This window comes from Nocardia vermiculata NBRC 100427 (assembly GCF_001613265.1).
GTDB classification, from domain to species: domain Bacteria; phylum Actinomycetota; class Actinomycetes; order Mycobacteriales; family Mycobacteriaceae; genus Nocardia; species Nocardia vermiculata.
This window is the reverse complement of record NZ_BDCA01000014.1, coordinates 24,034-50,326: the sequence shown is the minus strand read 5'-3', so window position 1 is coordinate 50,326 and position 26,293 is coordinate 24,034. Positions and strand designations below refer to the sequence as shown.

General features: G+C 69.4%; 20 protein-coding genes. 8 read left to right on the top strand and 12 right to left on the bottom strand.

From position 1 onward, the window contains the following. Positions 1 to 175: 175 nt before the first annotated feature. From NV2_RS15810 to NV2_RS15790, 5 genes are all read right to left on the bottom strand, one after another. Positions 176 to 1,153 carry a M56 family metallopeptidase gene (locus NV2_RS15810; RefSeq protein ID WP_067874156.1) on the bottom strand — a complete coding sequence of 326 codons (978 nt, stop codon included), beginning with the start codon at positions 1,151 to 1,153 and terminating at the stop codon, positions 176 to 178. A gap of 65 nt (positions 1,154 to 1,218) precedes the next feature. Then, on the bottom strand, positions 1,219 to 1,656 hold the full coding sequence (locus NV2_RS15805) for a BlaI/MecI/CopY family transcriptional regulator (protein WP_067874153.1): 438 nt from the start codon (positions 1,654 to 1,656) through the stop codon (positions 1,219 to 1,221). Between the two features lie 77 nt (positions 1,657 to 1,733). Then, positions 1,734 to 2,606 (bottom strand): ABC transporter ATP-binding protein, encoded by an 873-nt coding sequence (locus NV2_RS15800; RefSeq protein ID WP_067874149.1) that lies wholly within the window; start codon positions 2,604 to 2,606, stop codon positions 1,734 to 1,736. Continuing rightward, entirely contained in the window at positions 2,603 to 3,637 is a 1,035-nt protein-coding gene (locus tag NV2_RS15795) for a FecCD family ABC transporter permease (RefSeq protein WP_084474831.1), read from the bottom strand. The genes NV2_RS15800 and NV2_RS15795 overlap by 4 nt, the downstream gene beginning before the upstream one ends. A 92-nt stretch (positions 3,638 to 3,729) precedes the next feature. Continuing rightward, positions 3,730 to 4,764 carry a FecCD family ABC transporter permease gene (locus NV2_RS15790; protein ID WP_067874143.1) on the bottom strand — a complete coding sequence of 345 codons (1,035 nt, stop codon included), beginning with the start codon at positions 4,762 to 4,764 and terminating at the stop codon, positions 3,730 to 3,732. 112 nt (positions 4,765 to 4,876) lie between these two features. Here NV2_RS15790 and NV2_RS15785 point away from each other — a divergent pair, with 112 nt between their 5' ends. Continuing rightward, a complete protein-coding gene (locus NV2_RS15785; protein ID WP_067874140.1) occupies positions 4,877 to 5,584 on the top strand; it encodes an IucA/IucC family C-terminal-domain containing protein in 708 nt (235 codons plus the stop codon). Positions 5,585 to 5,856: 272 nt separating this feature from the next. Here the strand turns inward: NV2_RS15785 and NV2_RS15780 are convergent, their stop codons facing one another. Next, positions 5,857 to 7,182 carry a bifunctional o-acetylhomoserine/o-acetylserine sulfhydrylase gene (locus NV2_RS15780; protein WP_067874137.1) on the bottom strand — a complete coding sequence of 442 codons (1,326 nt, stop codon included), beginning with the start codon at positions 7,180 to 7,182 and terminating at the stop codon, positions 5,857 to 5,859. Between the two features lie 350 nt (positions 7,183 to 7,532). Here NV2_RS15780 and NV2_RS15775 point away from each other — a divergent pair, with 350 nt between their 5' ends. Both NV2_RS15775 and NV2_RS15770 read left to right on the top strand, forming a co-directional pair. Next, a complete protein-coding gene (locus NV2_RS15775) occupies positions 7,533 to 7,922 on the top strand; it encodes a PaaI family thioesterase (protein WP_067874552.1) in 390 nt (129 codons plus the stop codon). Positions 7,923 to 7,974: 52 nt separating this feature from the next. Continuing rightward, entirely contained in the window at positions 7,975 to 8,640 is a 666-nt protein-coding gene (locus tag NV2_RS15770) for an O-methyltransferase (RefSeq protein WP_067874133.1), read from the top strand. A 34-nt stretch (positions 8,641 to 8,674) separates the two neighbouring features. Here the strand turns inward: NV2_RS15770 and NV2_RS15765 are convergent, their stop codons facing one another. Both NV2_RS15765 and NV2_RS15760 read right to left on the bottom strand, forming a co-directional pair. Next, on the bottom strand, positions 8,675 to 9,460 hold the full coding sequence (locus NV2_RS15765) for a VOC family protein (protein WP_067874130.1): 786 nt from the start codon (positions 9,458 to 9,460) through the stop codon (positions 8,675 to 8,677). A 140-nt stretch (positions 9,461 to 9,600) separates the two neighbouring features. After that, a complete protein-coding gene (locus NV2_RS15760; RefSeq protein WP_067874127.1) occupies positions 9,601 to 10,320 on the bottom strand; it encodes a TetR/AcrR family transcriptional regulator in 720 nt (239 codons plus the stop codon). An 84-nt stretch (positions 10,321 to 10,404) separates the two neighbouring features. Here NV2_RS15760 and NV2_RS15755 point away from each other — a divergent pair, with 84 nt between their 5' ends. Continuing rightward, positions 10,405 to 11,892 (top strand): MFS transporter, encoded by a 1,488-nt coding sequence (locus tag NV2_RS15755; protein ID WP_067874124.1) that lies wholly within the window; start codon positions 10,405 to 10,407, stop codon positions 11,890 to 11,892. A 111-nt stretch (positions 11,893 to 12,003) separates the two neighbouring features. Here NV2_RS15755 and NV2_RS15750 read toward each other — a convergent pair whose 3' ends face one another. Further along, positions 12,004 to 13,548: an NAD(P)/FAD-dependent oxidoreductase gene (locus NV2_RS15750; protein ID WP_084474800.1), complete on the bottom strand. Its 1,545-nt coding sequence runs from the start codon at positions 13,546 to 13,548 to the stop codon at positions 12,004 to 12,006. 139 nt (positions 13,549 to 13,687) lie between these two features. After that, entirely contained in the window at positions 13,688 to 14,356 is a 669-nt protein-coding gene (locus NV2_RS15745) for a TetR/AcrR family transcriptional regulator (protein WP_157102924.1), read from the bottom strand. A gap of 85 nt (positions 14,357 to 14,441) precedes the next feature. Here NV2_RS15745 and NV2_RS15740 point away from each other — a divergent pair, with 85 nt between their 5' ends. Then, on the top strand, positions 14,442 to 15,905 hold the full coding sequence (locus tag NV2_RS15740) for a cytochrome P450 (protein ID WP_067874118.1): 1,464 nt from the start codon (positions 14,442 to 14,444) through the stop codon (positions 15,903 to 15,905). An 18-nt stretch (positions 15,906 to 15,923) separates the two neighbouring features. Here the strand turns inward: NV2_RS15740 and NV2_RS15735 are convergent, their stop codons facing one another. Together NV2_RS15735 and NV2_RS15730 are read right to left on the bottom strand one after the other, a co-directional pair. Further along, entirely contained in the window at positions 15,924 to 16,811 is an 888-nt protein-coding gene (locus tag NV2_RS15735; protein ID WP_245662618.1) for a serine hydrolase, read from the bottom strand. A 125-nt stretch (positions 16,812 to 16,936) separates the two neighbouring features. Continuing rightward, complete coding sequence (locus NV2_RS15730; RefSeq protein ID WP_067874117.1) at positions 16,937 to 17,143, bottom strand: hypothetical protein; 207 nt, start codon at positions 17,141 to 17,143, stop codon at positions 16,937 to 16,939. A 383-nt stretch (positions 17,144 to 17,526) separates the two neighbouring features. On the opposite strand from NV2_RS15730, the gene recC reads away from it, so the two are divergent. Genes recC through NV2_RS15715 form a run of 3 tightly spaced genes read left to right on the top strand, consistent with a single transcriptional unit; the run spans position 17,527 to position 26,293 of the window. Continuing rightward, positions 17,527 to 20,898, top strand: coding sequence for an exodeoxyribonuclease V subunit gamma (recC, locus tag NV2_RS15725; protein ID WP_067874114.1), 3,372 nt, complete (start codon positions 17,527 to 17,529; stop codon positions 20,896 to 20,898). Continuing rightward, positions 20,895 to 24,281, top strand: a complete 3,387-nt coding sequence (locus NV2_RS15720) for a UvrD-helicase domain-containing protein (RefSeq protein WP_067874111.1) — start codon at positions 20,895 to 20,897, stop codon at positions 24,279 to 24,281. Before recC ends, NV2_RS15720 begins: the two co-directional genes overlap by 4 nt. After that, on the top strand, positions 24,278 to 26,293 hold the full coding sequence (locus NV2_RS15715; protein WP_067874108.1) for an AAA family ATPase: 2,016 nt from the start codon (positions 24,278 to 24,280) through the stop codon (positions 26,291 to 26,293). The genes NV2_RS15720 and NV2_RS15715 overlap by 4 nt, the downstream gene beginning before the upstream one ends.

Here is a 26,293-nt window from a genome sequence, read left to right as displayed (position 1 = left end):
CGCAGGTGCCGGGGTGGCGCCGGTTCGGTCGGCAGCGGGTGCGGGACGACCACGCCCCGTACGTGGCGGTTGCGAGGTACGGTCCACGGCGCCTGCGCGCCCGGCGCCGCGGCCGTGCGGAGGCCGTCCGCGGCGGGAAGCAGACCGGCCCGATCTTCCGCGTGCTTGTCCGGACTCAGGCACGAAGCAGCCGGTTCAGCTCGACCAGCCACGGGATCGCGACCGCGAGGGTGGGCACGACGAGCAGCGCCGCCGCCGTCACATAAGCGGCTGTCGCGATGCGCAGATCGCCCAGTGGTCCGGTCAGACGTTGAATGCGGATCAGGGTGCTGGGCCCGCCGGCCGCCATGGCACCCTGCGGCGCGGCGGAACTCGAGCATGCCACCAGAGCACGGGCCAGCGGTGCCGGTCCGGTGACCTTCACCGCGGAGTCGTCGGCGAGCAGTTCGATCAGCAATTTCACCGAGTCCAGTGCCGACTTGCTGCGCACGATCCGGGGGAAGGCCTCGTGTGCGGCGGTGAACGCCTCCAGTACCAGGTCGTGGCGGGCACGCAGATGGGAACTCTCGTGGCTGACGATCGCCGTCAGTTCGGCGCGCGTCAGATTCGCGAAGGTGCCCTGGCTCAGGACCACACGCCGACGCAGGCCGGGCAGGCAATAGGCGATCGGCTCGGCCGCGGCGAGCACCCGGATATCCGCGGCCCGGGTGCCGGCCAGTGGCGCCGTCGCCAGCAGTTCACCGCGGTCCGGGTCGGCGGTCTGGTCGAGCAGGTCGACCAGCATGCGGTGGCGGGCGCGGCGGCGGCGAGTGTGCACACCGACCCGGAGCACGGCCCAGATCAGCCGGGCGCCGACCAGCAGGGTCAGGGCGAACACGACGACGTAGATCAGCCACAGCACCAGGCCCAGCGCATCGATCTCCTTGGTGGGAGAGGTGGTGGGGCGGCCGTCGGGGCCGGGAACCAGCAGCAGGCTCGCGATGGCCAGACCGGATCCGAAGGCCGACAGCACCGCGGCGAGGGCGACTGCCTGCCACAGCACCAGCGCCGCGCGCGGGGTCCGGTAGGTCCAGGTGGCTCGACCGAGCAGAGCCGGGACCGGTCCCGCCAAAAGCAAGGCGAGACCGGCGAATACCGGCGCTGTTGCGTTCATACTCAGCTCACTGCGTTGTGGGGCCAGGACCCGAGATCGCGGCGCCGGAGAGCGCCGCGCAGCAGCTACTGCGGCGGGGCGACTCCGTTGTCGTCGGACGCGGTGTTCTCGTCGTCGGACGGAGCGGGCGCGGCCTCGGTTGCTTCGAGCTTAGCGAGTGCATCGCGGAGTGCGGCAGCCTCGTCCTTGCCGACCTGCTCGACGAAGTGTACGAGCGCGGCGCGGCGGGAGCCGACCTCGTCGGCCTGTTGCAATGCATCGAACATCAGGCTGGCGACGAGTTCGTCACGAGTGTGTACGGGGACGTACCGATGTGCCCGGTCGTCGCGCTGCTGCACCACCAGATTCTTCTTCGCGAGTCGCTGCAGCACCGTCATCACAGTGGTGTACGCGAGTTCACGGTGTGCGGCGAGGGCTTCGTGGACCTGCCGGACGGTCTGCGGTTGATCGGCCGACCACAACTGGTCCATAACCGCTTTCTCGAGTTCACCAAGTCCTGCCATTCCTCCAGTTTACGGAGTCAACGACACAAAGGCGTACTACAAATCGTCGTAACCGGCCGGTAGCTGTGTGGGATTTTTCATAGCCCTGACCGGGAACTTTCCCCGGCGTTCGCACCGCGTGGCCCGCCGACCGCGCCGATCACGTGCCGGGAACCGATCGGCACGATCATCGGGCGCTCCGACACCGGATCGGTGTGTACTTCGGCCCGCAGGCCGAATACCGAGCTCAGCAGGTCGGCGTCGATGATGTCGTCGGGTGCCCCCTGGGCGACGATGCGTCCGTCGCGCATCACCACGAGCCGATCGCTGTAGCGGATGGCCAGGTTGAGGTCGTGCAGCACCATCACCACGGTCCGGCCCAGATCGTCGTGCAGGCGGTCGACCAGATCGAGCACCTCGAGCGAATGGGCGAGATCCAGATACGTGGTGGGCTCGTCGAGCAGGAGGATATCGGTGCCCTGCGCGAGCGCCATCGAGATCCACGCTCGCTGCCGTTGCCCACCGGACAGTTCGTCCAGGGTGCGGTCGGCCAGATCCGACACCCCGGTCTGGGCCAGGGCTCGCGCCACCTCGGTCTCGTCGTCGCCCGACCACTGCCGCAGCCAGGACTGGTGTGGGTGGCGTCCCCGTGCGACCAGGTCGGCCACGGTAAGCCCCTCGGGTGCGACCGGAGTCTGGGGCAGCATTCCGACGATGCGGGCCACCTCACGGGTCTTCATGGTGGCGATCGCCTTGCCGTCCAGCAGGACCCGGCCGGAATTCGGGCGCAGCAGTCGTCCCAGGCCACGCAGCAGTGTCGACTTTCCGCAGCCGTTGGGGCCGATGACCGTGGTGATCAGCCCCGGCTCGATGTCGACGCTGAGTCCGTCGACGATGGCGCGCCCGCCGTATCCGAGGGTGATGTCCTGGGCGGCGAGCTGGTGGGCGGTATCCGGGGTTCGGGTGGTCACAGTGTCGCCTTCCGGTTCACGCGTATCAGCAGCAGCAACAGGAACGGGCCGCCGAATGCGGCGGTGAGCAGGCCGACCGGAAGGTCGACGGGTACCACGGTGCGGGCGGCCACATCGGCCGCGATCACGATCACCGCGCCGGTCAGCGCGGCCCCGAGGATCGGCTCACCGGGGGTGCGCAGCAGCCGCCGCGCGATCTGAGGTGCGGCGAGCCCGACGAAAACCAGGGGACCGACCGCGGCGGTGGCCAGTGCGGCCGCCGCGACTGCCGCGCCGATCAGCACCAGCTGCTGGGTCTGCAACCGAACTCCGAGCGCGCGGGTGGTGTCGGTGCCGAATCGCAGCGCGGCCAGGCTGCGGGCGGAGCCGAGGGTGATGGCGGAGACCACGGTCAGTCCGGCGATGGCCGCGGCGGCCCGGGTCCAGTTGGTGCCGTCGAGCGATCCGGTCAGCCACAGTTGCGCCCGGGAGGCGTCGGTCAGGCTCGCCCGGGTGAGCAGCCAGTTGATGCCGGCGAGCAGAAATGCGTTGACGCCGATGCCGATCAGAATGAACCGCATGCCGCTGAGCCCGGTATCGCCACCACGGTTGCGGCCGAGGGCGAGCGCGGCGATGAGTGCGGCGGTGCCCAGGCCGCCGGCCAGCGCGGCCAGCGGAACCCCGAGGGTGGCGACGATTCCGGTCGCGGTCCCACCGGCGCCGGCGATGACCGCGACGGCGGCGAAACTCGCACCCGAGGTGATGCCGAGCAGATCGGGGCTGGCCAACGGGTTGTGCAGGATCGACTGGGTGACCGCGCCCGCGATGCCCAGGGCGGCGCCGGCGACCAGTGCCGTGACCGCGCGCGGCAGCCGCGACTGCATGATCACGTAGCGCTGGGAGCGGCTGCCGCCGCCGGTCAGCACGTCCACGACGCGATCGAGTGCGATGTGGTAGTCGCCGACGGAGATGTCCAGCGCGAACAGCATCACCACGGCGAGTGCGAGTGCGACGACGGCTACCAGAACCCGAACTCGCAGCACCGCCGACATTCCGGCGAAGCGGATGGCGGGCCGGACCCGGGGGAGCAGTTCGGTACCGGGCCGGACCGTGGTCTCGGCCGCCTCGGCGGTTTCGGGGCGGTTCACAGTTCTGCCACCTTCCGCCGGCGCACCAGGGCGATGAAGCAGGGGGCGCCGATCGCCGCCAGGACGATTCCGGCCTGGACCTCACCCGGTGGGGCCACCACTCGGCCGAGCACGTCCGCGAGTAGCAGGACGATGGCACCGAGCAGGCCGGAGTAGGGGATCAGCCAGCGATGATCGGGTCCGGCGATCATGCGACCCAGATGCGGCACCACCAGGCCCAGGAATGCGATCGGGCCGACCGCTGCGGTCGCGGCACCGGTGAGCAGCACCACCGCGGCCAGCCCGATCGCGCGGTTGCGGGCGATGTTCACTCCGAGACCGCGGGCGACGTCCTCACCCAGCCCGATGGCGTTGAGGCCGGGTGCGGCCAGGATCGCCAGGACGATTCCGCCCACGATGAAGGGCGTGATCTGCGCGGCGACCGCGGGGTCGTGTCCGGCGGGGGTGCCGACCACCCAGAAGCGATACGTGTCCAGGGAGGTGGGATCGAGCAGCAGGACGGCATTGGTCAGCGCCTGCAGCAGTGCGGTGACGGCCGTGCCCGCCAGCACCAGTGTCAGCGGCGTCGACCGACCCCCACCGGCGGCGGAGGCGGCGAACACGACCACCCCGGCGATCAGTGCACCGGCGAAGGCGAACCAGATGTATTGACTCGGCTGGGTGAGAGCGAACAGGTGCACCCCGAGCACGGCGAGGAAGGCCGCGCCCGCGTTGAGGCCCAGCAGGCCTGCATCGGCGAGCGGATTGCGGGTGTAGCCCTGGATCAGCGCGCCGGCGATTCCCAGTGCGGCACCGGTCAGGACCGCCAGAATAGTTCGGGGCAGGCGCAATTCGCGCACGATCTGCGCGGCCTGACCGTCGGCGGGACAGGTGAAGGGCAACCCGTCCGCGCAGGTGACGGCGTGTAGTACCGCGGCGGGTGACAATGCCTTCGCGCCGATGGCGAGACCGGCGACGACGGCGATCAACAGCACTCCGGTGAGGAATGCCAGGCCGCCCGCGCGGCGGGTGGTGGTGACGGCTGCGGACACGGCGGCGGGCTACTCCTGGGTGACGCGTTTCATGATTGTACGGCTCTTCGAGTCTGGTAAGCCTAACCTATCTTTCATTGCCGACCGTAACGCCGAACGTTGAGGGGGTTCGATGTCCGAACCAGTGACGATATTCCCGGCTCGTGATCCGGAGCCGTCATTCGATCAGATAAGCGTCCGGCTGCGCGCGCTGCAGCCCGGTCATCCGCGCGTCTATGCGATGGCTGCGATGGCCGATCAGGGCCGTCGTCGCTGGTGGCGGCTGGCCGACGGCGCACGGGAGGGGCGCATCGAGGTGATGTACCGCCGGCATGCGGCAGAGATGGCCAGTGCAGAGATGGCGGCCGAGGTCGTGGCGACCGCCTTGATCCACGCCGTGGTCGGGCGAGTGGTGGCACTGCTCGTCTGTGACAACCGGGCCTGGGATCCGGGACTGGAGAATCTGTGGATCCACACCGACAACGACGGCGGCGTGGACTGGGCGGGCCTGTCCGACACCACCGTTCGTGTTGTCGACGGCGACCCGCTGGCCGGTCGGCCGGGCGTGGTGACGCTGCCGTGTGATCGGGCCCTGCAGGTCTGGCTGGCGCACCGCTGCGAAACGGCGCTGACCATGGTGAGTGAGTCGCTGGCACGATGTGCCGGCCTGAGCCGGGCGCGCTTCTGGGCGCTGGTCGGGGAAACCGTCGTGGGTGCGGCGACCTACGTGCCGGAACTGGCGCGGACCGCAGCCGATACCGGGACCGAACGGGGTCAGGCTCTGCTGGCCGCATTCGCCGATCACGGATTGCCGGTGCGTCGCTCTTGCTTAGTTAGGTAAGCCTCGCCTACACTCTGAATCGGCGTCAGGATCGAGCGAGAGTCCCGAGGGCTGCGGTCGACTCCCCGATCCCCTGCCCGCGGCGGGCCCTTTGTCACGGAGGGCCCGCCGCGTCGTTTTCCCTGCATGCAAGTCTGCACGTTCTGCACCCTTGCATGCGGTGCGGATCGATACGACGATGCCCGGCTCCCGTCTGCGGAGGGGAACCGGGCATCGTCGTATCCACGGAGCCGGAGGTGCTCGTTTCGGGCCGCCGTCTCGTGCGGGCGCGACTAGTGCGTGGCCGCGAAACCGGTGCGCAGATCGGCGAGGATGTCCTCGATTCCCTCGATGCCGACCGCCAGGCGAACCAGGCCCGGGGTGACGCCCGCGCTCAGCTGCTCGTCCGGGGCCAGCTGGGAGTGCGTGGTCGAGGCCGGGTGGATGACCAGCGAACGCACGTCGCCGATATTGGCCACGTGGCTGTGCAGGGTCAGGGCGTCGACGAATTTCTTGCCCGCGTCCACACCGCCGGCGAGCTCGAACGCGATGATGGCACCCGTCCCCTTGGGGGCGAGTTCACGGCCACGCTCGTACCAGGGCGAGGACGGCAGCCCCGCGAAGGAGACGCTGGTGACCTCGGGCTGCTGGGTGAGGAACTCGGCGACCGCCTGCGCGTTGGAGACGTGACGTTCCATCCGCAGACTGAGTGTCTCGAGGCCCTGGCCGATCAGGAAGGCATTGAACGGGGCCACGGCGGCACCCATATCGCGCAGCAGTTGCACCCGTGCCTTGAGTGCGTAGGCCGGTGCGCCCAGATCGGCGAACACCGCACCGTGGTAGCTCGGATCGGGAGTGGTGAAACCGGGGAAGCGGGCGTTGCCCTGTTCGTCGGTGACGCGCCAGTCGAAGGTGCCGCCGTCGACGATCGCTCCGGCGATCGCCGTGCCGTGGCCGCCGAGGTACTTCGTCGCCGAATGGACGACCACGTCCGCGCCGTGCTTCAGCGGCTGGATCAGATACGGCGTCGGGACGGTGTTGTCCACGATGAGTGGCACCCCGGCGGCGTGTGCGACGGCCGACAGGCCGGGCAGGTCCAGGATGTGGCTCTGCGGGTTCGAGACCGTCTCGCCGTAGAACGCCTTGGTGTTCGGGCGCACCGCGGCGCGCCACTGCTCCAGATCGTCGGGATCTTCGACGAACGAGACCTCGATGCCCAGCTTCGGCAGCGTGTAGTGGAGCAGGTTGAAGGTGCCGCCGTAGAGCCGCGGGCTGGCGACGATGTGATCCCCGGCGCCGGCGATATTGAGGATCGCGACGGTCTCGGCGGCCTGTCCCGACGCGAGCAGCAGCGCTGCCACACCGCCCTCCAGTGCTGCGATGCGCTGTTCGACCGCGTCCTGGGTCGGGTTCATGATGCGGGTGTAAATATTGCCCGGCTCCGCCAGCCCGAACAGTGCCGCCGCGTGTTCGGTGTCGCGGAAGGTGTACGAGGTGGTCTGGTAGATCGGCAGCGCACGAGCGTTGGTGGTGCCGTCGGGGACCTGACCGACGTGGACCTGTTTGGTTTCGAAGCTCCAGGCCTGCGTCGGATCGGTCGGCTCGGCGGAGTCGGTCATCTGTTCTGCTCCAAGTGTCGATGGAAGGGCGAGTAGCGGCGGCGGCCGCCGCTCCGGCAGCCGCAGCCGCCACCGTATGTCCGGCGGGTGCCGACAGGCGAGATTTGCGCTCGCTGTGAGCGTAATCATAGCCGCGCCGGATAACGGACATAACGCAGTGTGGTGCAAGGGCTTTCGAGGTGGTATGGCGGTATGCCGGTCGATTACTCCCCGGACACGGGCTGCGCTGCGGGTAGCACCTCGCGGTGATACCGGCGTACCCATCGGTATCGAGGTCGTGTAAGTGTTCTTCTATGACACAGCACGACCGGTTCGAGGAGGGCTCGCTGGCGAATGTCACGCCCGAGCAGATGACGCAGTACAGCGAGGGGACCTTCAGCGATCTGATCGGCCTGAAATACACCGAGGTCGGGCCGGACCGAGTGGTCGGCGAATGGGTGGTGTCGCCGCAGCTGCACCAGCCCGCCGGCATCGTCAACGGAGGGGTGTACTGCACCGTCATCGAAACCCTCGCCAGCGTGGGCGGCGGTGTCTGGTTCGCCGATCGCGGTCATGTGGTCGGAGTCAACAACAACACCGATTTCCTGCGTGCGGTGCGTGAGGGCGCGCTGCGCGGTGTGGCGACCCCGGTGCATCAGGGGCGCTCGCAGCAGTTGTGGCAGGTGCACATCACCGACGACGAGGATCGGCTCGTCGCCCGGGGACAGGTACGCCTGCAAAATCTGGCCGCACCGGAATAGCGGCGCGCGCAGGTCGGCCCACTCGCACGATCGCGGTGGCAGACTGGCCGCTATGACGGATTCCGAATGGGGCACGGTCGATCGCTATCTGGTGGACACGCTGATCGGAGACGGTGATACCGATGTGGCGCGGGCCAACTCCGAGTCGGGTCTGCCCGCGATCGACGTGTCGCCGCCGCAGGGCAAGTTCCTGCATCTGATCGCGCTGACCGCCCGGGCGCGCCGGGTGCTGGAGATCGGGACCCTGGGCGGGTACAGCACCCTGTGGCTGGCGCGCGCGGTGGGACCGCAGGGGCGCGTGGTCACCCTGGAATTCGATGCGCATCATGCCGAGGTGGCGCGGGCGAATCTGGACCGCAAGGGCGTCGGGGAGCGGGTGGAGATTCGGATCGGCGCCGCGCTGGACGTCCTGCCGGGAGTCGAACAGGACAATCCCGAACCGTTCGACCTGGTATTCATCGATGCCGACAAGATCAACAATGCCGAGTACGTGCGATGGGCGCTACGCCTGACCCGACCGGGTTCGGTCGTCATCGTCGACAACGTGGTGCGTCGGGGTGCCCTCGCCGGCGGCGATCCGGACGATCCGGGGGTACGCGGCGCCCGGGAGGCCTTGCAGGTACTCGCCGCCGAACCCCGGCTGGACGCCACGGTCCTGCAGACCGTCGGTGGCAAGGGCTGGGACGGATTCGCCTACGCGGTAGTCGTGGCCGACTAGGCAGACGACGCGACCGCCGGGGAGTTCGTGGCGGTCAGGGGCGGCCGAAGGCCATCAGGGCGAGGGAGGCGCCGACCGGATCGGCGATCACGGCGAGCCGGGACGGACCGGGATTGTCGTGCGGCGGCCGGATCAACGCACCACCCAGTTCGACGGCGCGCGCAGCGGCCGCATCGCAGTCGGGCACGTGGATCGTCAGTTCCCACGCCGGAGCAGGCTCGCCCGGCTGGGCCCTGGCGGCACCGCCGAATTCACGTTCACCGGCCTCGGTGCTCAGCGCCTGATAGGGGGCCTCGGTCGAGGTCTCCCAGGCGGCGTCGGTGTAGTGCCAACCGAGCACGAGTGAGTAGTGCGCCATCGCTCCCGCCGGAGCGCCGGGTGCCGCGTACTGCACCCAGCACGGGTTGTTCGGTTGTGACCAGCGCTCGGTGCCTGGATGCGCGATGAGACGGGCGATGCCGTACGGTGCGCCGTCCGGGTCGGCGAGGAGTGCGAACTCGAGCCGATCCGGCACGGTCGTCGCTGCGGTGACGACCGCTGCGCCGTCGGCCACCGCGGTCTCGATCGTTCCGGAGACGTCCGCCACCGCGAAATAGGGCAGCCACCGGGCGGGCTGGGTGCCGCCGTCCGGTGTCGCAGCCGTGGTGATTCCTGCGACCGGAGCCGAATCCTGTCGCAGCAGTGTGTAGTTCGCGTGCGCGGGGCCGGTGTCGGTGGGCGACCAGCCGAACAGGTCGCGGTAGAACTGGGCGCTCACCTCGATATCGGGACTGGTTACGTCGAACCAGCAGGGTGCTCCCGGGACGAAGGACGGGGTCATCGGCGTCTCCTCGGTGTCGATTCGGTGCGGTCGCGCAGGTGACGGGATCAGTGGTGCCCGTCGCCGTATGGACGACGCCGAGTGTGCCGATTCATCGGTGCGAGCGGTGGTCGGCGCGCCGCTGCCACCCGGACCTCGGATCAGTGTGGTCGATCCGGTGTGCTCGTCCGGCTGCGTGCGGCGAATCCGTCACACATCGCCGACAACCCCGACCGCAGTTGCCGGACCGGGTCGAGCAGATCGCCGAGGCCGGTTCCTTCGAGCGGGGCGAGTGCCGCGGGGCTGGGGCGGCGCGGGGTGCCTTCCAGCAGTGCGGTCAATCCGGAGGATTCGTCGTGCTCGTCCACCCGTGCGGCCAGCATCGCGGCGCTGACCTGTTGCAATGCGACACCGGCGATATAGCTCCAGACTTCGAGCCCCATGGCGACGGCTTCGCGGTGATCGTCGGTCAGTTCCAGCAGTCCCTCGGTCAGCCAGGCCAGGCACGCCAGGCTGTGCGGGCCGAAGTTGTACCGTGGCACCGCGAAGGTGAACAGCACCCACGGGTGTAGCCGGTAGAGCTGCCAGTCGATCTCGGCTGCGGTGTCCACGCGGTCGCGCCAGGTCCAGCCGGGCTCCGGCTCCGGGTAGGGGTAGCGGCCGGCGATCTCATCGGTCATATCCGCCAGCAGTGCGTCCTTGTTCGGCACGTGGCGATACAGCGACATCGCACCGACGCCCAACCGGTCGGCGATGCGACGCATCGACAGTCCCTCGATACCGTCCCGGTCGGCCAGTTCGATGGCGGTGTCGACGATGGCCGCCCGGGTCAGCCGCTCGGTGGATGGGCGGTGCGCAGCGGAGCGGGAATGGCTCGGCATAGGAAGTCGTTTTCCTTTCGGCGACTGGGTGCGTACGCTGTACTCCGGTCGCGTACGACGTACGCACGAGGAGAAGGATAGGTGATGAACGGCACGGAGACTCCGCGGCGGGCCTGGCTGGGGTTGGCGGTACTGGTCCTCCCGGTACTACTGGTGTCGATCGACATGTCGGCGCTGTATCTGGCGATGCCGACGCTCACCGAACATCTGGATCCCACTGCCCAGCAGCAGTTGTGGATTCTCGACATCTACGGCTTCATGATCGCCGGACTGCTCATCACCATGGGCAATCTCGGTGACCTCATCGGCCGCCGCACCATTCTGCTCGGCGGTGCGGCGATATTCGGAATCGCCTCGCTGCTGGCGGCTTTCGCGCCCAGCGCGGGCGTACTCATCGCGGCGCGAGCACTGATGGGGCTCGGTGGTGCGACGCTGCTGCCCTCCAGCCTGGCGCTGATTTCGAGCCTGTTTCCCGAGGCGCGGGCGCGCGGTACCGCGATCGGGATCTGGACCGCGTTCTTCGCCGGTGGTTCGGCCGTCGGGCCGGTGGTCGGCGGCCTGCTGCTGCACAAGTTCTGGTGGGGCTCGATCTTCCTGATCAACACGCCGGTGCTGCTGATCCTGCTGGTGGCCGGACCCCTACTGCTGCCCGAGCACCGTTCGGCGGGGCGCGGTCCGCTGGATCCGGTGTCGGTGGTCCTGTCGATCGGCGGCATCCTGCCGCTGGTGTACGCGGTGAAGCGTGCGGCCGCCGAGGGAATCGATACCGTCTCGGTGGTACTCGCGGTGGTCGGTGTCGTGGTGCTGGTGGTGTTCGTGCGCCGCCAGCGGGTGCTGGCCGAACCGCTGCTGGATCTGAGTCTGTTCCGGCGCGGCCTGTTCCGGGTGGCCGTCGGCTCGTCCACCGTGGGCATGATGTCGCTGGCCGGAATGAGCTATCTGACCAGTATCTATCTGCAGTCGGTCGTCGGACGCGACGTCCTGGGCGCGGCACTGCTGGGCATTCCGGCGGCGGTGGCGGTGTTCGTCTGCTCGATGGGCGGTGCGCGGGTGGCCGGCCGGCTCGGTACGCGTGCGGCGTTCGTTCTGGCATTGTGCGCGGCGGCCGTCGGCAACCTGATGCTGCTCGGTATCGGGGTGGACGGTGGGATCGGCTGGTACGTAGCGGGTTCCACGATTGCCGGTCTCGGGTACGGCATCGTGTTCACGCTGGTATCCGAGGTCGCGGTGGCCTCGGTACCGCCCGAACGGGCCGGCTCCGCGGTCGGCGTGTCCGAGACCAGTTTCGAGCTCGGCAATGCGCTGGGTCTAGCCTTGCTCGGTTCCCTGGCCGCGCTCGTGTTCCGTTCGGGCGGCGACTTCGCGGATACGCTCGGTGAGACGATCGTGCGCCACGACGGTGACCCGGCGGCAGTGCACGCGGCACAGACCTCCTTCGTCGACGGTCTGCATGCTGCAGTGGGCACGGGCGCGGCGCTGTTGTTGCTGATGGCGGTCGCCGTCATAGCCTTGCGCGGCCGGAGTCCGGAGGAACAGCACGAGCTGCAATCCAGCACGGCGGCCACGCACTGACTCGGCGTGGGCCCGCGCGCCGTGGGCCACGGACTCGGCACCGGGATGTCGGCGGTGGCCGTAGGGGCTCGGCAGCGGACCGCGGTGTGCGCCCGCTGCCTAGTGGGTCGGTCAGCCCGCCTGCGGGCGGGTACTGCCTGCCGGCGCGGATTCGCCGGTGGGTGTCTCGCTCGCAGTGTCCGATCCGTCCGTGGCGTCGGCCGGTGGTGTCTCGGCGGCGGCTGGTTCGGCCGCAGTAGCGGCAGGCACGGTGGCTGACTTGTGCCGGGCGGCAGGTGTGTCGCCGGCGGCGGTGCGCTCCGGCTCGGCCCGGCCCCCGTTTCCGTTCATCGCTTCGAGGGCGAGCCGGGCGAAGACCCACTGCTCGGTGGCGGCCATCTGACCGCGGTGCCGGCCCAGGAAGGCGACGAACCACTGGAACACGGTGACGGTGCGGCTGCGGTAGCCGATCAGGTAGTACAGGTGCAGCACCAGCCAGACCAGCCAGGCGATGAAGCCGCTGAACTCGAGCTTGCCGATCTGGCAGACCGCATTGAACCGCGACACCGTCGCCATGCTGCCCTTGTTGAAGTACTTGAACGGCGGGCGCTGCTGCGGCGTCTGCTTACCGGCGACCTCGGCCTTGAGTTGTTTGGCGGCGTAGGTGGCACCCTGAATAGCGCCCTGTGCCTGACCGGGCACCCCGGGCACCGACATGAGATCACCGACCACGAAGACGTTCGGATGGCCCTTGATCGTGAGATCGGGTTCGACGACGACCCTGCCGGCGCGGTCGGTTTCGGTGCCCTCGGACCGGTCGGCCAGCATCTTGCCCAGCTCGCTGGCCTGCACGCCGGCCGACCACACCTTGCACGCCGCCTCGATGCGCCGCTGACTGCCGTCCTTGTTCTTGACGGTGACGCCGCGCGCGTCGACATCGGTGACCATGGCGTCGAGCTGGATCTCCACGCCCATCTTCTCGAGCCGTTCCTGGGCCTTGCGGCCGAGTTTGGGCCCCATCGGTGCGAGTACCGCGCCTGCACCCTCGACCAGCAACACCCGGGCATCGCGTGGATCGATGTTGCGGAAGGTGCCGACCAGAGTGCGATCGGCGAGTTCGGCGATCTGCCCGGCCAGTTCCACCCCGGTCGGGCCGGCACCCACCACCACGAAGGTGAGGAAGCGGTCGCGTTCTTCCTGGGTCCGTGCCAGTTCGGCCTCTTCGAACGAGCCGAGAATGCGCGCCCGCAACTCCAGCGCGTCGTCGATGGTCTTCATGCCCGGCGCGTGGGTGGCGAAGTGGTCGTTGCCGAAATACGACTGCTGGGCGCCGGTGGCGACGATCAGGCTGTCGAAAGGGGTGACCGTGTCCTGGTTGAGCAGTTCGGAGGTCACTGTCTTGTTCACCAGGTCGATATCGTGGACCTCGCCGAGGATCACCTGCGTGTTGTGATGTTTGCGCAGCACGATCCGGGTAGCGGGGGCGATCTCGCCGGTGGACAGGATGCCGGTAGCGACCTGATAGAGCAGCGGCTGGAACAGATGCGTGGAGGTCTTGGAGATCAGGACGACGTCGACGTTGTCGTGCTCGAGATGTTTGCACGCGAACAAGCCGCCGAAGCCGGACCCGATCACCACCACGCGGTGGCGTCGTTTCTCGACAGATTCGGTTCCCATCAGCGCTCCTCGCCGGACGTTCGGGGGCTACGACAGGGTCAACGGTAGTCGGCTACCTGAGCGCAAGTCACGGCGAACGCCGAATATCGGCGCGTCCGCACCCCGTGCAGGGCGGCGGTGCCGGCGAGGCAGGTCGTGATCACTGCGGTGTCGGGACCAGCGGTCCGGTGAGCCGGTCTCCGCCGACGCTGTCCACGGTGGGCCACAGGAAGGCTGCCAGCTGGTCGACGAATTCGGTGCGCGAACGGGTCGGTTCCCGGGCCCATGCCTCCGCCGACATCAGTACGGCTCCCACGGTTGCGGTCGCCCAGATCCGCGCCGGTGCCGGGTCGGCGTCCAGGCGACGCAGAATAGTGTCGAAAATCGCGGTGGCCCACTCGGATACCCGAGTGAAGAACGGCCGGTGCTCGGTGTCGCCGCTTTCGAGTCGTTGCATCAGCACCTGGTGCAGATTCGGGTTGGTGTCGACGAAAACGCACATCAGCATGATCACCTCGCGCATCAGTTGCCGGGCCGGCAACGGCTGGGCGAGCAGACGGTCCGCGGCGCAGATGATGGCATTCATATGGCGTTCGGCGAGGGCGTCGATCAGTGCCGGTAGATCGGCAAAGGCCGCGTACACCGCCGTCCGGGCATATCCGGCCTCGGCGGCGATCTGGGCGATGGTCATCCGGGAACCGGAGGCGCCGACGGCCCGCTCGGCGGCGTCGAGTATCTCCGCCCGGCGTTGCTGCGGATCGCGGGGTGGGCCCGGCGGACGGCCGGGACGCCGGGCAGATCCGGTTCCCACCGCTGTGTCTGTTGTCACAGCGCGATTCTACCTCTAATGTACAAGGTGTACTTTCCTTGCGGTCACATCGTCGTGTGACCGTCGTGTACGGGAGGCTTCAGCCATGGTCAGTGTCGACCCGCGTCCCGCAGTGACCGAGCGGGAGAACCTCGGCATCATCGAAATCCCGGACCGGCACCCGGTCGACCGGGTGTTGCGGCTGCTGCCCGCCCACGAAGAGGTGCTGGCCACCCCGCCGCCGGACAGTACGGCGGTCGCGGTGCGGGGAGATTCGGGACTGCCGTTGCTCGGGCGCAGCCTGCAGTTCCTGCGCTGGGGCCCGGCGGAGATGACCGACCGCTACCGCCGCTACGGGGCTGTCAGCTACAACAAGTCCTTCGGTGTGGACCGTGTCATGGTTGCCGGGCCCCAGGCGGTGGACGAGGTGCTGGGCAAGCGCCGCAACGATTTCGGGCAGGGCTGGGATCTGCTGATCGGCTCGTTCTTCCGCCGGGGCCTGTTGCTGCTCGAATTCTCCGAGCACATGTTCCACCGTCGCATCATGCAGCAGGCGTTCACCAGGGAACGCCTGGAATCGCATCTGGCACACCTGAGCCCGGCGGTGGAGGCGGCGGTGGGACGCTGGGCTGCGGACGGCACCCGCAGTCTGCGCCTGTACCCGACGGTGAAGGATCTCACTCTCGAGCTAGCCACCGAGACGTTCATGGGCGTCGACGCCGGACCGGAGCGGCAGCGGCTGGGCCGGGCATTCCTCGATTGCACGCATGCACCGCTGGCCATGATCCGCTATCCGGTGCCGGGCGGAGCCTGGCGTGCGGGCCTGCGCGGCCGCAAGGTACTCGAGCAGTACTTCACCGCGATGCTGCCGAGTAAACGCCGTGATGCGGGGGCGGACTTCTTCTCGGCGCTGTGCCACGCCCGTACCGAGGACGGGGATACGTTCTCCGACGCCGACGTGGTCAATCACATGATCTTCCTGATCATGGCTGCCCACGACACGACGACCACCACCGCCACGGCGGTCGCCTATTACCTGGGGCGCCATCCCGACTGGCAGGAGCGGGTGCGGGCCGAGGCGCAGGCGGTGTTGGCGGACTTGGACGGAGCCCCGCCGACGATTGCGGATCTGGACCGGCTGCGCGATCTCGAGCTGGTGATCAAGGAGAGTCTGCGGCTGGTCCCGCCGGTGCCCGGACTGGTCCGCCGGGCAGTCCGCGATACCGAGTTGGCCGGGTACTACATCCCGGCGGGCACCCACGTCGACGTTGCCTACGCTGTCAACCACATGCTGCCCGAATTGTGGTCGCACCCCACGCGTTTCGACCCCGAGCGGTTCTCCGAGGAGCGGCGGGAGGACAAGTCCCACCGCTTGGCCTGGATGCCGTTCGGCGCGGGCGCGCACAAATGTATCGGCATGCACTTCGGCACCCTCGAGGTGAAGGTCGTCCTGGCCGCGATGCTGCGCACCTTCCGGTGGCAGGTCCCGCGGGACTATCTGATGCCCTGGGGCTTCAGTACGATCCCGTTCCCGCGGGACGGCGCGCCGATGAGCCTGACCCGGCTGTGAGTGGAGCTCTCGTGTTCGTCAGCGACCGGCGAACAGCAGTTGCGCGACGTGGGTGGTGGTCTCCGAACCTTCGGTGTACCCACCCTGATCGCCGAGGGAGTTCATCACGGCCAGCGTGTAGCGCTCGCCGGGACCGGCGAAGCCGACGGAATTGACCACCCAGCCACCGTTTTCGTCCGACCAGCCGTTCTTCAGGCCGGGCTGCATCGCGTCGCCCGCACCCCACACGCCCCAGTGCTGGTTGGTGTCCACATGGCGCATGCGGTCGAGGAGATAGTTGCGGTCGTCGGGGTGCATATGGTCGAGGACGTTGTTCATCAGGCGGTCCAGATCGGCCGGGGTGCACTGCTGAAAACCCCAGTCCGGGAAGGCACGTCCATTGGCCGGGGGCTGCGGCGTGAGGCTGCTCATGCCGTTGGCGCGGAAGGCGTTGTTGAACGCCAACCGGTCCGGTCCGGCGTATTTGCTCCACAGGTAGTCGGCGGCGGCGTCGTTGGAGGTCGCCAGCATGGATTCGAGTTGCCTGCGGTCCTCGGGGGTGAGCGAGATCGCGCCGACCCGGTTGCGGTTGATCAGGTCCTCGGCGATGGCCAGCTTGATGGTCGAGGCCGTCCAGAACATGGTCTCGGCCGCGCCGTTGGCATAGGTGCCGCCGGTGACCCGGTCGCGCACCACATAGCCGGTGACACCCGGCCGGGAGGCGAGGTAGTTGTCGACGGCCGCGATACGGCTGCTCATATCGCAGTCGAGCCCGTCGCGGCAACCCTGCACCCGTAGTGGTGCGGCGGTGGCCGGGGCCGGGGTCAGCGCGGGAGCGCTCGTCATCAATGCCGCGGCGACGACGCAGGCGCCGGCGGCCAGGCGAGTGTTTCGAATTCCGCGTGACGCGGTCCGGGGATAACGCACGGTGACACACCTTAGCCATCTCCGCACCGATCGCGCACCTCTCGATCCCGTTCCGTCGGTGTGCCCGTAGTCGGAGATCGGTGCAGGTCAGCGTCTTTCGGACATGACTCGCGGGTCGTTGCAGTTCAGCGGAATGCGGAGAAGAGTTCTTCCACGCTGCGGCCGTTCAGGCGGTAGCAGTGCGCGAACGCCTCGGAATGCGCGTCGCGATCCCAGCGGTGCAGCACGACCCCGCGGCCGTAGTGCCGGGAGTTGATCAATTCCCACGTCTCGCCCGATCGCCGTACCGTGAACCCGGATCTCGGCATGAGGGGGACCACTGTCGCAGACATGACTCGAACCAGCCTTTCGATACCGCTTCTCCCGAAACCTCCCCGCACAGCACTGTGACATACGGCAGCGCGCGCAGGTGCTCGACACGCGGCGGCGAAGTGCGGACACTGCCTCCGCCGGTTCCGTTGCGCCGGAAGCGATTGTGTTGCCGAAAGTTTGGTGAGATGCTACATCTGGCGTATATGCAGTGGTGGTAGCTGGTGTTGCCGAGATTGCGGACCGTGGGCTTTGTGGGAGCGGGAGCGGATGCGGCGGACCGGGGTTGCGGTGGCCGGACACCGCCGGCGGGTTTGTAGGATCGGGCGCGCACGATATGCGCACGATATGCGAGGACGCCACCCATCGCGATCGACCGCCCGGAGCGTGAACAGAGAGGCCGAAGGTGCTGCACATCCACCGAGCGGACTCGGCGAGCACCCTCGCCGCTGCCCTCGCGACGATGCTGTCCGAACCGCTGCCGGACCCGTTCGCCACCGAGGTGGTCGCCGTCGGCGCGCACGGGGTGCAACGGTGGCTCAATCAACGGCTGTCGCAGACGCTCGGTGCGGTTGCCGGCGACGGGATCTGCGCCAACATCGATTATCCGAGCCCGGCCGCGCTGGTCGCCGCCGTCTCCGCGGCCGCAGCCGATATCGATGCCGACTCCGACCCGTGGGCGCCGCAGCGGCTGGTATGGCCCGTGCTGAACGCGCTCGACGCGGCACTCGACCAGCCGTGGGCCGGGGTGGTGGCTCGTCATCTGGGTATCGGCGCGGGCCCGGCGCAGGCTTACCGCGCCGGTCGCCGGCTGGCCACCGCCACCCATATCGCGGGCCTGTTCGATGCCTACGGCAGCACCCGGCCCTCGCTGATCACCGACTGGGCCTCCGGTGCCGACACCGACGGCTGCGGCTCCCCGCTGCCGGAGGATCTGTTGTGGCAGCCGCGGTTGTGGCGGGCGGTGCGCGAGGCCATCGGCACCCCCGCGCCGGCGCAGCGCATCGCCGCGATTCGCCACCGTCTGCGCGAGGATCCTGCGAGTATCGATCTGCCGCATCGGGTTTCGCTGTTCACACCGCATCGTCTCCCAGCCGGTCAACTCGCCGTCCTGGAGGCACTGGCCGAACATCGCGACGTGCACATCTGGCTGGCGCACCCGAGCCCGATGCTCTGGGACTCGATAGCAGCGCAGGCAGGCAGCTGCCGGGCGCACGACCCTTTGGTTGCGCCGCGCCGGCAAGCGTCGGACCCACCCGGTGCCCATCCGTTGCTCGCGGCCCTGGGCCGTGAAGTGCGGGAACTGCAGCACCGGCTGACGGCGCTCGACTCGGCCGATACCCTCCACCCGGAGGTCGGGGATCCGCGGCGTGGTGACGCAGGCGCCGGCACCCTGCTGTGGCGCCTGCAGCAGGCCGTTCGCGCGGATCGGCCGCCGTCGAGTTCCGATGCTTCCGGTCACGACGACAGCGTGCAGTTCCACGCCTGCCATGGCCCGGCGCGCCAGGTCGAGGTGCTACGCGATGTGCTGCTCGGCGTGTTCGCCCGGGACACGAGCCTCGAACCGCGCGACGTAATCGTGCTGTGCCCGGACCCCGACGGCTACGCACCACTGGTACGTGCCGCATTCGGGCAGGGCCCGGCGGCGATCGAGTACGACTCCGGCCCGGCACACGGCCTGCGGGTCCGCCCGGCCGAACGCGCTGCCGGTGCCGCGAACTCGGTCCTCACCGTGCTGGAGGATCTGCTCGCACTCGCCGAGGACCGCATCGCCGTCACCCAGGTGCTGGATCTGGCTGCGGCCGAGCCGGTGCGGTACCGCTGCGGGTTCGACGACGAGGACATCGAACGACTGCGGGAGTGGGCGACCGAAACCGGTGCCAGGTGGGCGATCGGGCAGCGACAGCGCCACGCCTTCGGCCTCGGCGACTTCGCCCAGAACACACTCAACGCTGCGGTGGATCGCATCCTGCTGGGGGTGGCGGCCGGTGAATCGGGTGCGGACTGGCTGGATCTGGCGTTGCCGCTCGACGATGTCGATTCCGGTGACGTCGCCCTGGCCGGTCGGTTCGCCGAATTCGTCGACCGGCTCGCAGTATGTGTGCGCGATCTCGGCGGGCCCACCCCGGATCAGCCGGCCGGTGCGCCGCGGCCGGCGCGGGAATGGCTGCGAGTGGTGCACCGGGCGCTGGACCTGCTCACCGACCTGCCCCCGGCGAGCGCGTGGCAGGGGGTGCAGGCGCGCCGGGAGGTAGCGACGATCCTCGAACACGGCGGCGAGACGATGCTGCGGCTGCCCGACGTGATCGCCGCGCTGCGGGCCCGGTCGCGTGCGCGTGCCCCACGCTCGAACTACCGCACCGGCGAACTCACCGTCTGCGGGCTCGCGCCGATGCGCGCGGTGCCGCATCGGGTGGTGGTGCTGCTCGGGCTCGACGACGAGGTCTTCCCGCGCCTCGGCACCGCCGGCGGCGACGATGTCACCGCACGGGCGCCCCGGGTAGGGGAACGTGACACCCGGGGCGAGGACCGCGGCATGCTGCTGGACGCGGTCCTGGCCGCGCAGGACCACCTGGTGGTGCTCTATACCGGTGCCGATCCGGTGACCGGGGCGATCCGCCCGCCGGTGACGCCGCTGGCCGAGCTGATCGATGCGGTGCGCGTACACAGCGGTGGTGAGGTCGTGCGCCGTCATCCGTTGCAGTCCTACGATCGTCGCAATTTCGAACCCGGACAGCCCTTCGGATTCGACACTCTGGCGCTGGCCGCGGCCCGTGCGGCCGCCGCCCCGGCCCAGCCGAGTCGGCTGTGGCTGCCGGGCCCGTTGCCGGCACCGGCCCGCACCGATGTGGAACTGGGGGACCTGGTGGCGTTCGCCGAACATCCGGTGCGAGCATTCCTGTGGCAGCGCCTGGGCATCCGGGTGCCCGAGGAGGACGAGGACATCGATGAGCGCCTGCCGATCGAATTGAGTGGTCTGGCCACCTGGAATATCGGTGAACGCATGCTGTCGGCCCGCCTCGACGGCGCCGATCCGGGAATGCTGCGGGCCGCCGAGTGGCGGCGCGGGACACTGCCGCCGTTCGCGCTCGGTTCGAAGGTGCTCGCCGACGTCGAGTCCACTGTCGAGCGCCTGGTGGAGGTCGCCGCGCCGCTGCGCGAGGCTCCGGCGCGGGCGGTCGATGTCGAGGTCGACCTGGGCGACGGGCGACGCCTCACCGGGACGGTCGCCGCGGTACACGACGACGCCATCGTGCGTGCCACCTACTCTCGGCTGGCACCCAAACATCGGGCGGCGGCCTGGGTGCGATTGCTGGCGCTGGGCGCTACCGAACGTCATCAGAGCTGGCGGGCGCACAGTGTCGGCCGGGGCAGGTTCGGGCGGGTGAGTTGTTCCACGCTCACCGTCCCCGCTCCGGCGCGTGCCGCCGAACTGCTGCGCGACCTCGCCGACCTCCGAGAACAGGGACTCACCGAACCCCTGCCGTTCGCACCGTCGGCGACCGCGTTGTACGCCGAACGCCGTTGTCGCGGTGCGGATCTCGACGCCGCCCGCGCGGCAGCCGCCGACGAGTTCTCCGGCGGAACCAATCGCCGCGCCTTCGGCGACCATACCGACCGCTACCTGACCTACCTGTGGGGGCCCGGGCCCTCGTTCGAGCAGTTGGAGGGCACACTGCCACAGCCCGACCGGCACGGTGAGACCACGGCGTTCGGTTCGGTGGCACGGCGGTTGTGGAATCCGTTGCTGGCCGGCGAATCCCAGGGGCAGCCATGACCGGGCAACTGACCACCACCACGCCGACCGGCTTCGGCACGGACCCGGCAACACAATTCGATCTGTGCGGGCCGCTGCCGACGGGCACCACCGTGCTGGAGGCCAGCGCAGGGACCGGGAAGACCTACGCGATCGTCGGCCTGGCCGTGCGTTTCGTGGCCGAAGGCCTGGTCGACATCTCGCAGTTGCTGCTGGTGACCTTCAGCCGGGCCGCGACCCAGGAACTGCGCGAACGCACCCGCGATCGATTCGCGACGGTGGCGGCCGCACTCGTCGATCCCGGTGCCGCCCGTGGCAGTGCCGACGAACTGATCGCCCATCTCGCCGCTGCCGGTGCCGACGAGGTGGAACGCCGCCGCGGCCGGTTGCTGGCCGCGCTGTCGGATTTCGACGCCGGCACCATCTCCACGACCCACGGTTTCTGTCAGCGCATGCTCGACGAACTCGGCATCGCCGGTGAACACGATCCGCGGGTGCGGCTCGTCGAGGGCGTCGACGAACTCGTCGGCACCGTCGCGGAAGATCTGTATCTGGCCCGCTACGCCCGCGGTGGGGCGCCGAGGCCGGTGCGCGACGCGCAATCGCTGGCCGCGGCCGCGGTCGCGGATCGTCGCGCGCGATTGGTGCCCGGCGACGAGCTCGGTGATCATCCGGCCGCGGAGGCCGCGGCGTTCGCGGCCGCCGTTCGCGCGGAAGTGGAACGGCGCAAACGGCTTTCGGGCATTCGCGACTTCGACGATCAACTGGTGCTGCTGCACGAGGTGCTGGCCGACCCCGAACACGGGGAACGCGCCTGCCGCCGGATTCGCGAACGCTTCCGCGTAACCCTGGTGGACGAATTCCAGGACACCGACCCACTGCAGTGGGACATCCTGCGCACGGCATTCCACGGCCACACCACCCTGGTGCTGGTCGGCGACCCCAAACAGGCCATCTATGCCTTCCGTGGTGCCGAGGTCCTCAGCTACCTGGACGCGGTCGCGCACGCCGGTGACCGGCGTGAACTCGACACCAATCGGCGCAGCGACGCCGGACTGCTGGCGGCGGTGCGACATCTGCTCGGCGGCGCCGCACTCGGACATCCCCGGATCACGGTGCCCGATGTCACCGCGGTGCGCCCGTACAGCCGCCTTACCGGACCGGGCGGCGCACCTGTTCCGTTGCGGCTGCGGTGTTTTCCGCGCCAGGGCGCGGGCGCATTGAACGGTAGTGGGTTCCCGGCGGTCGGTCGGCAGCGCGAGCGGGTGGCCCAGGACGTCGCGGCAGATATCGTCCGTACCCTGGAATCGGGGATCCGGATCGATCGGGGCGCGCACGACGCACATCTCGGTCCCGACCTCGGCCCCGGTGATATCGCGGTACTGGTGCGCAATCGCGCCCAGACCGATCTGGTGCGCGCGGCCCTCGACCGTGCGGGTGTGGCGTCGGTGTTGGCCGGTGGCGCCAGCGTGTTCGCCACCGGCAGCGCCACCGACTGGCTGTGGGTGCTACGCGCGCTCGAGCAGCCGCACCGCGGCGACCGGGTGCGGCTGGCGGCGACCACACCGTTATTGGGCTACTCCGCGGCCGATATCGATGCCGGCGGTCCGGATCTCGTCGGCCGGATCAGCACCCGGCTGCGGGAGGCGAACCGGATCTTCGCGCGCGCCGGATTCGCGGCGGTCTTCGATCGGCTCTGCGCGCAGTCCGAACTCGCGCCGCGTCTGCTCGCCGAACAGGGTGGCGAACGTCGGCTCACCGATCTGCGTCATCTCGCGCAACTGCTCGACGAGGTCGCCGCGCGCGAATCGCTGGGGCCGACCGCCCTCACCCGGTGGCTGGCCGATCGGGTGCGCGACCCCGCCTCCGGCACCGTGTCCGGCCGTAGCCGACGCCTGGACCGGGATTCCGCGGCCGTGCAGATCGCGACCGTCCACGCCAGTAAGGGCCTGGAGTTCCCGCTGGTCTATCTGCCGTTTGCATGGGACGGGGCGAAGAATCCGAAGCCGGCCACACTGCTGTTCCACGCGGACGGAGAGCGAATTCTCGATGTCGGTGGTCCGGAGGCTCCGGACTACGCGGCCCATCGGCGGTTGTGCGAATCCGAGGAGGCGGGGGAGGAGTTGCGGCTGCTGTATGTCGCCGTGACCCGGGCACAGTGTCAGGTCGTGGCGTGGTGGGCGCCCACCTACGGTACGGCCGCGGCGCCGCTGCACCGGATGATCCTCGGGCGCGACCCCGGCAGTGCGGAGGTGCCTGCCCGTGTAGAGGTCCCCGCCGATCCGGAAATGCTGGGGCGGCTCCAGGAATGGTCCGCCGCGGCCGGGCCCGGCCTGATCGGGATCGAACCGTTGCGCGCGCCCGACTCCGCGCGCTTGCGCACCACTCACGCACCCGGCGACTCCACCCCGCTGGCGGCGGCGAGCTTCGATCGCCGGATCGACCACGAGTGGCGACGCACCTCGTATTCGGCACTGACCGCCTCGGCGCACGAGTCGGTTCCCGGTGCGGAAGCGGTCGATACGCCCGGCGACGATCTCGGTGCCGGCACCGATGAACCGCTCACTCCCGCACCGGAAATCGATACCTCGGCGAGCGAGGAGTTCGCCGATGCGGCCCCGTCGCCGATGAACGAGCTGCCCTACGGCGCCGAATTCGGCACCCTGGTGCACGGCGTGCTGGAACTGGTCGACACCGACGCGCCGGATTTGAGCGCCGAGGTCCGCAAACGCTGTGAACATGCCGCCGCGGAGGTCATGGCCGAGCTGGATACCGTGGTGCTCGCGCGGGCGCTCGAGGCGGTGCTGCGCACCCCCTTCGATCCGGTGGCTCTGGCCGATATCCGGTCCCGGGATCGGTTGAACGAACTGGAATTCGAGCTGCCGCTGGCCGGTGGCGACGATCCGGTGGCACGGCGGGTGACGGTGCATCGGATCGGTGACCTGCTGCGCACCCACCTCGATCCCGCTGATCCGTTCGCCGAGTACGCCGACGCGGTGGATCTGCTCGACGATGTGGTGTTACGCGGCTATCTGACCGGCAGCATCGACGCCGTCCTGCGCACTGCGGGCCCGCGTTTCGTGGTCGTCGACTACAAGACGAACCGCCTCGGTACGGGGGAGCTGACGGTCGCTCACTACCGGCGCGACCGGATGGCCGAGGAGATGATGCGCTCGCACTATCCGCTGCAGGCACTGCTGTATTCCGCTGCGCTGCACCGCTATCTGCGCTGGCGGATGCCGGGCTACGATCCCGGGCTGCATCTGGGTGGCGTGCGGTATCTGTTCGTACGCGGGATGATCGGACCCGCTACGCCGCCCGGGTACGGCGTCTTCGACTGGGATCCGCCGCCGGCGCTGGTGGTCGCGCTGTCGGAGCTGCTGGCAGGAGGTGAGCCGCGGTGACCGCTATCGAGCTCGCCCAGCGGGCCACCGGCCTGCTCCGTACCTTCAACACCGCCGGTGTGGTGTCGGCGGCCGATGTGCACGTGGCGCTGCGACTGGGCCGGCTCGGCGGGGAATCCGGGGAACAGGTGCTGCTGGCTGCGGCGCTCGCGGTGCGTGCGGTGCGGTCCGGATCGGTCTGCCTGGAATTGCGGCGCATGCACGAAATCGGTGTCGATGGTGAAGGTTTCGATCTCGGTGACGAGGCGCCGATCGATCCGGCGCTGCTGCCGTGGCCGGAGGTCGAACCGTTGTGTGCGGCGTTGCGGGCCAGCCCGCTGGTCTGCGGCAGTCCCGCGGGCCCGCTGTGCCCGCTGCGGCTGGTCGATACCGCCGGTGGCCCGCTGCTGTATCTGGACCGGTACTTCCGGCAGGAACAGACGATCCGCGGGGTGCTGGCCGCCCGTGCCGAGGGACACCCCCTGGTCGACCCGGATACCGTTCGCCGCGAACTCGACCGCCTGTTTCCCGGGACCGGCGACCCCGGTGCTGCTCCGGACCGGCAGCGCATCGCCGCCGCGGTGGCAGCCACCAGCTGGACCACCGTGGTGGCCGGTGGGCCGGGTACCGGTAAGACCCACACCATCGCCCGTATCCTGGCGCTGCTCGACGCGCATCGGCGGGCGGTCCCCGGCGCCGGGCCGCTGCGGATCGCTCTGGCCGCACCGACCGGCAAGGCCGCGGCGCGGCTGCAGGAGTCGGTGCGGGAACAAGCCGGGGAGCTGGCGCTGCCGGAGTTGACGGCCGCCACCGTGCACCGGCTGCTGGGCTGGCAGCGCGGCGGCACCACCCGATTCCGCCATCACGAATACAACCGCCTGCCCTACGACGTGATCGTGGTCGACGAGACCTCGATGGTGTCGCTGACGATGATGAGCCGGTTGCTGCCGGCGGTGCGGCTCGATGCCCGGCTGGTCCTGGTCGGCGACCCCGATCAGCTGGCCTCCGTCGACGCCGGAGCCGTGCTCGCCGATCTGGTCGCGGGCCCGGTGCTGGGCCCACCGAATCCGGCACTCGACCGGATCCTCGGGACAGGAACCGGGACCGGCGCTGCGGCGGTCGCTGCCCCGGCGACCGGTGCCGGTTCTGGTCCGGCCGCGGTGACCGATGCGGTGCCGGGCGCCGGCGTCGGTGCACACGACGCTGCGTCCCCGGGACCGGACGGCAGCCCGGGCTCCGGCCCGGCCCCGGGCGAGGAACTGAGCGAGCGGGAGCGGAACCGGCTGCGCGGCGGGATGATCCGGCTCACTCGTGGCCGCCGGTTCGGTGGCCGAATCGCGGAACTCGCCGTCGCGGTGCGGGCCGGTGATGCGGATACCGCACTGGGGCTGTTGAGTGCGGGTGGGCCGGAGCTGTCGCTGCACGGTCCCGACGACATCGCCGAGACACGCGTCGACGTGGTGGGTGCGGCTCGCGAGTCCACGGCGGCCGCCGAGCAGGGTGATGCCGCCGCGGCACTGCGGGCCATGGAATCGCATCGGCTGCTGTGCGCGCATCGGCAGGGGAGTTTCGGCGTCGAACGCTGGGACCGGATGGCCCGCGGGTGGGTGGCCGCGGCCGGTCTCGGCACCGAAACCTTTGCCGGGCAATGGTTTCCCGGTCAGCCGCTGCTGGTGACCGCCAACGATCATGAAGCCCGCATCTACAACGGTGATACCGGCGTGATCGTGCGCGACGGGGAGGGCGGGCTGCGCGCCGCACTACAGCGTGGCAGCGAACCGTATCTGGTCCACCCGACCCAGTTCCCGGGCGTGACCACGGTGTACGCCATGACGATCCACCGCAGTCAGGGCAGCCAGTACGGCGCGGTCACCATCGTGCTGCCCGGTGCCGAGTCGACCCTGCTGACCAGGGAATTGCTCTATACCGCAATCACGCGTGCCCGGCGGCGGGTCCGGATCATCGGGGACGCCGAGGCACTGCGTGCCGGCATTTCCCGGCGGGTACTGCGGGCGAGCGGGCTGCGCGGCTGA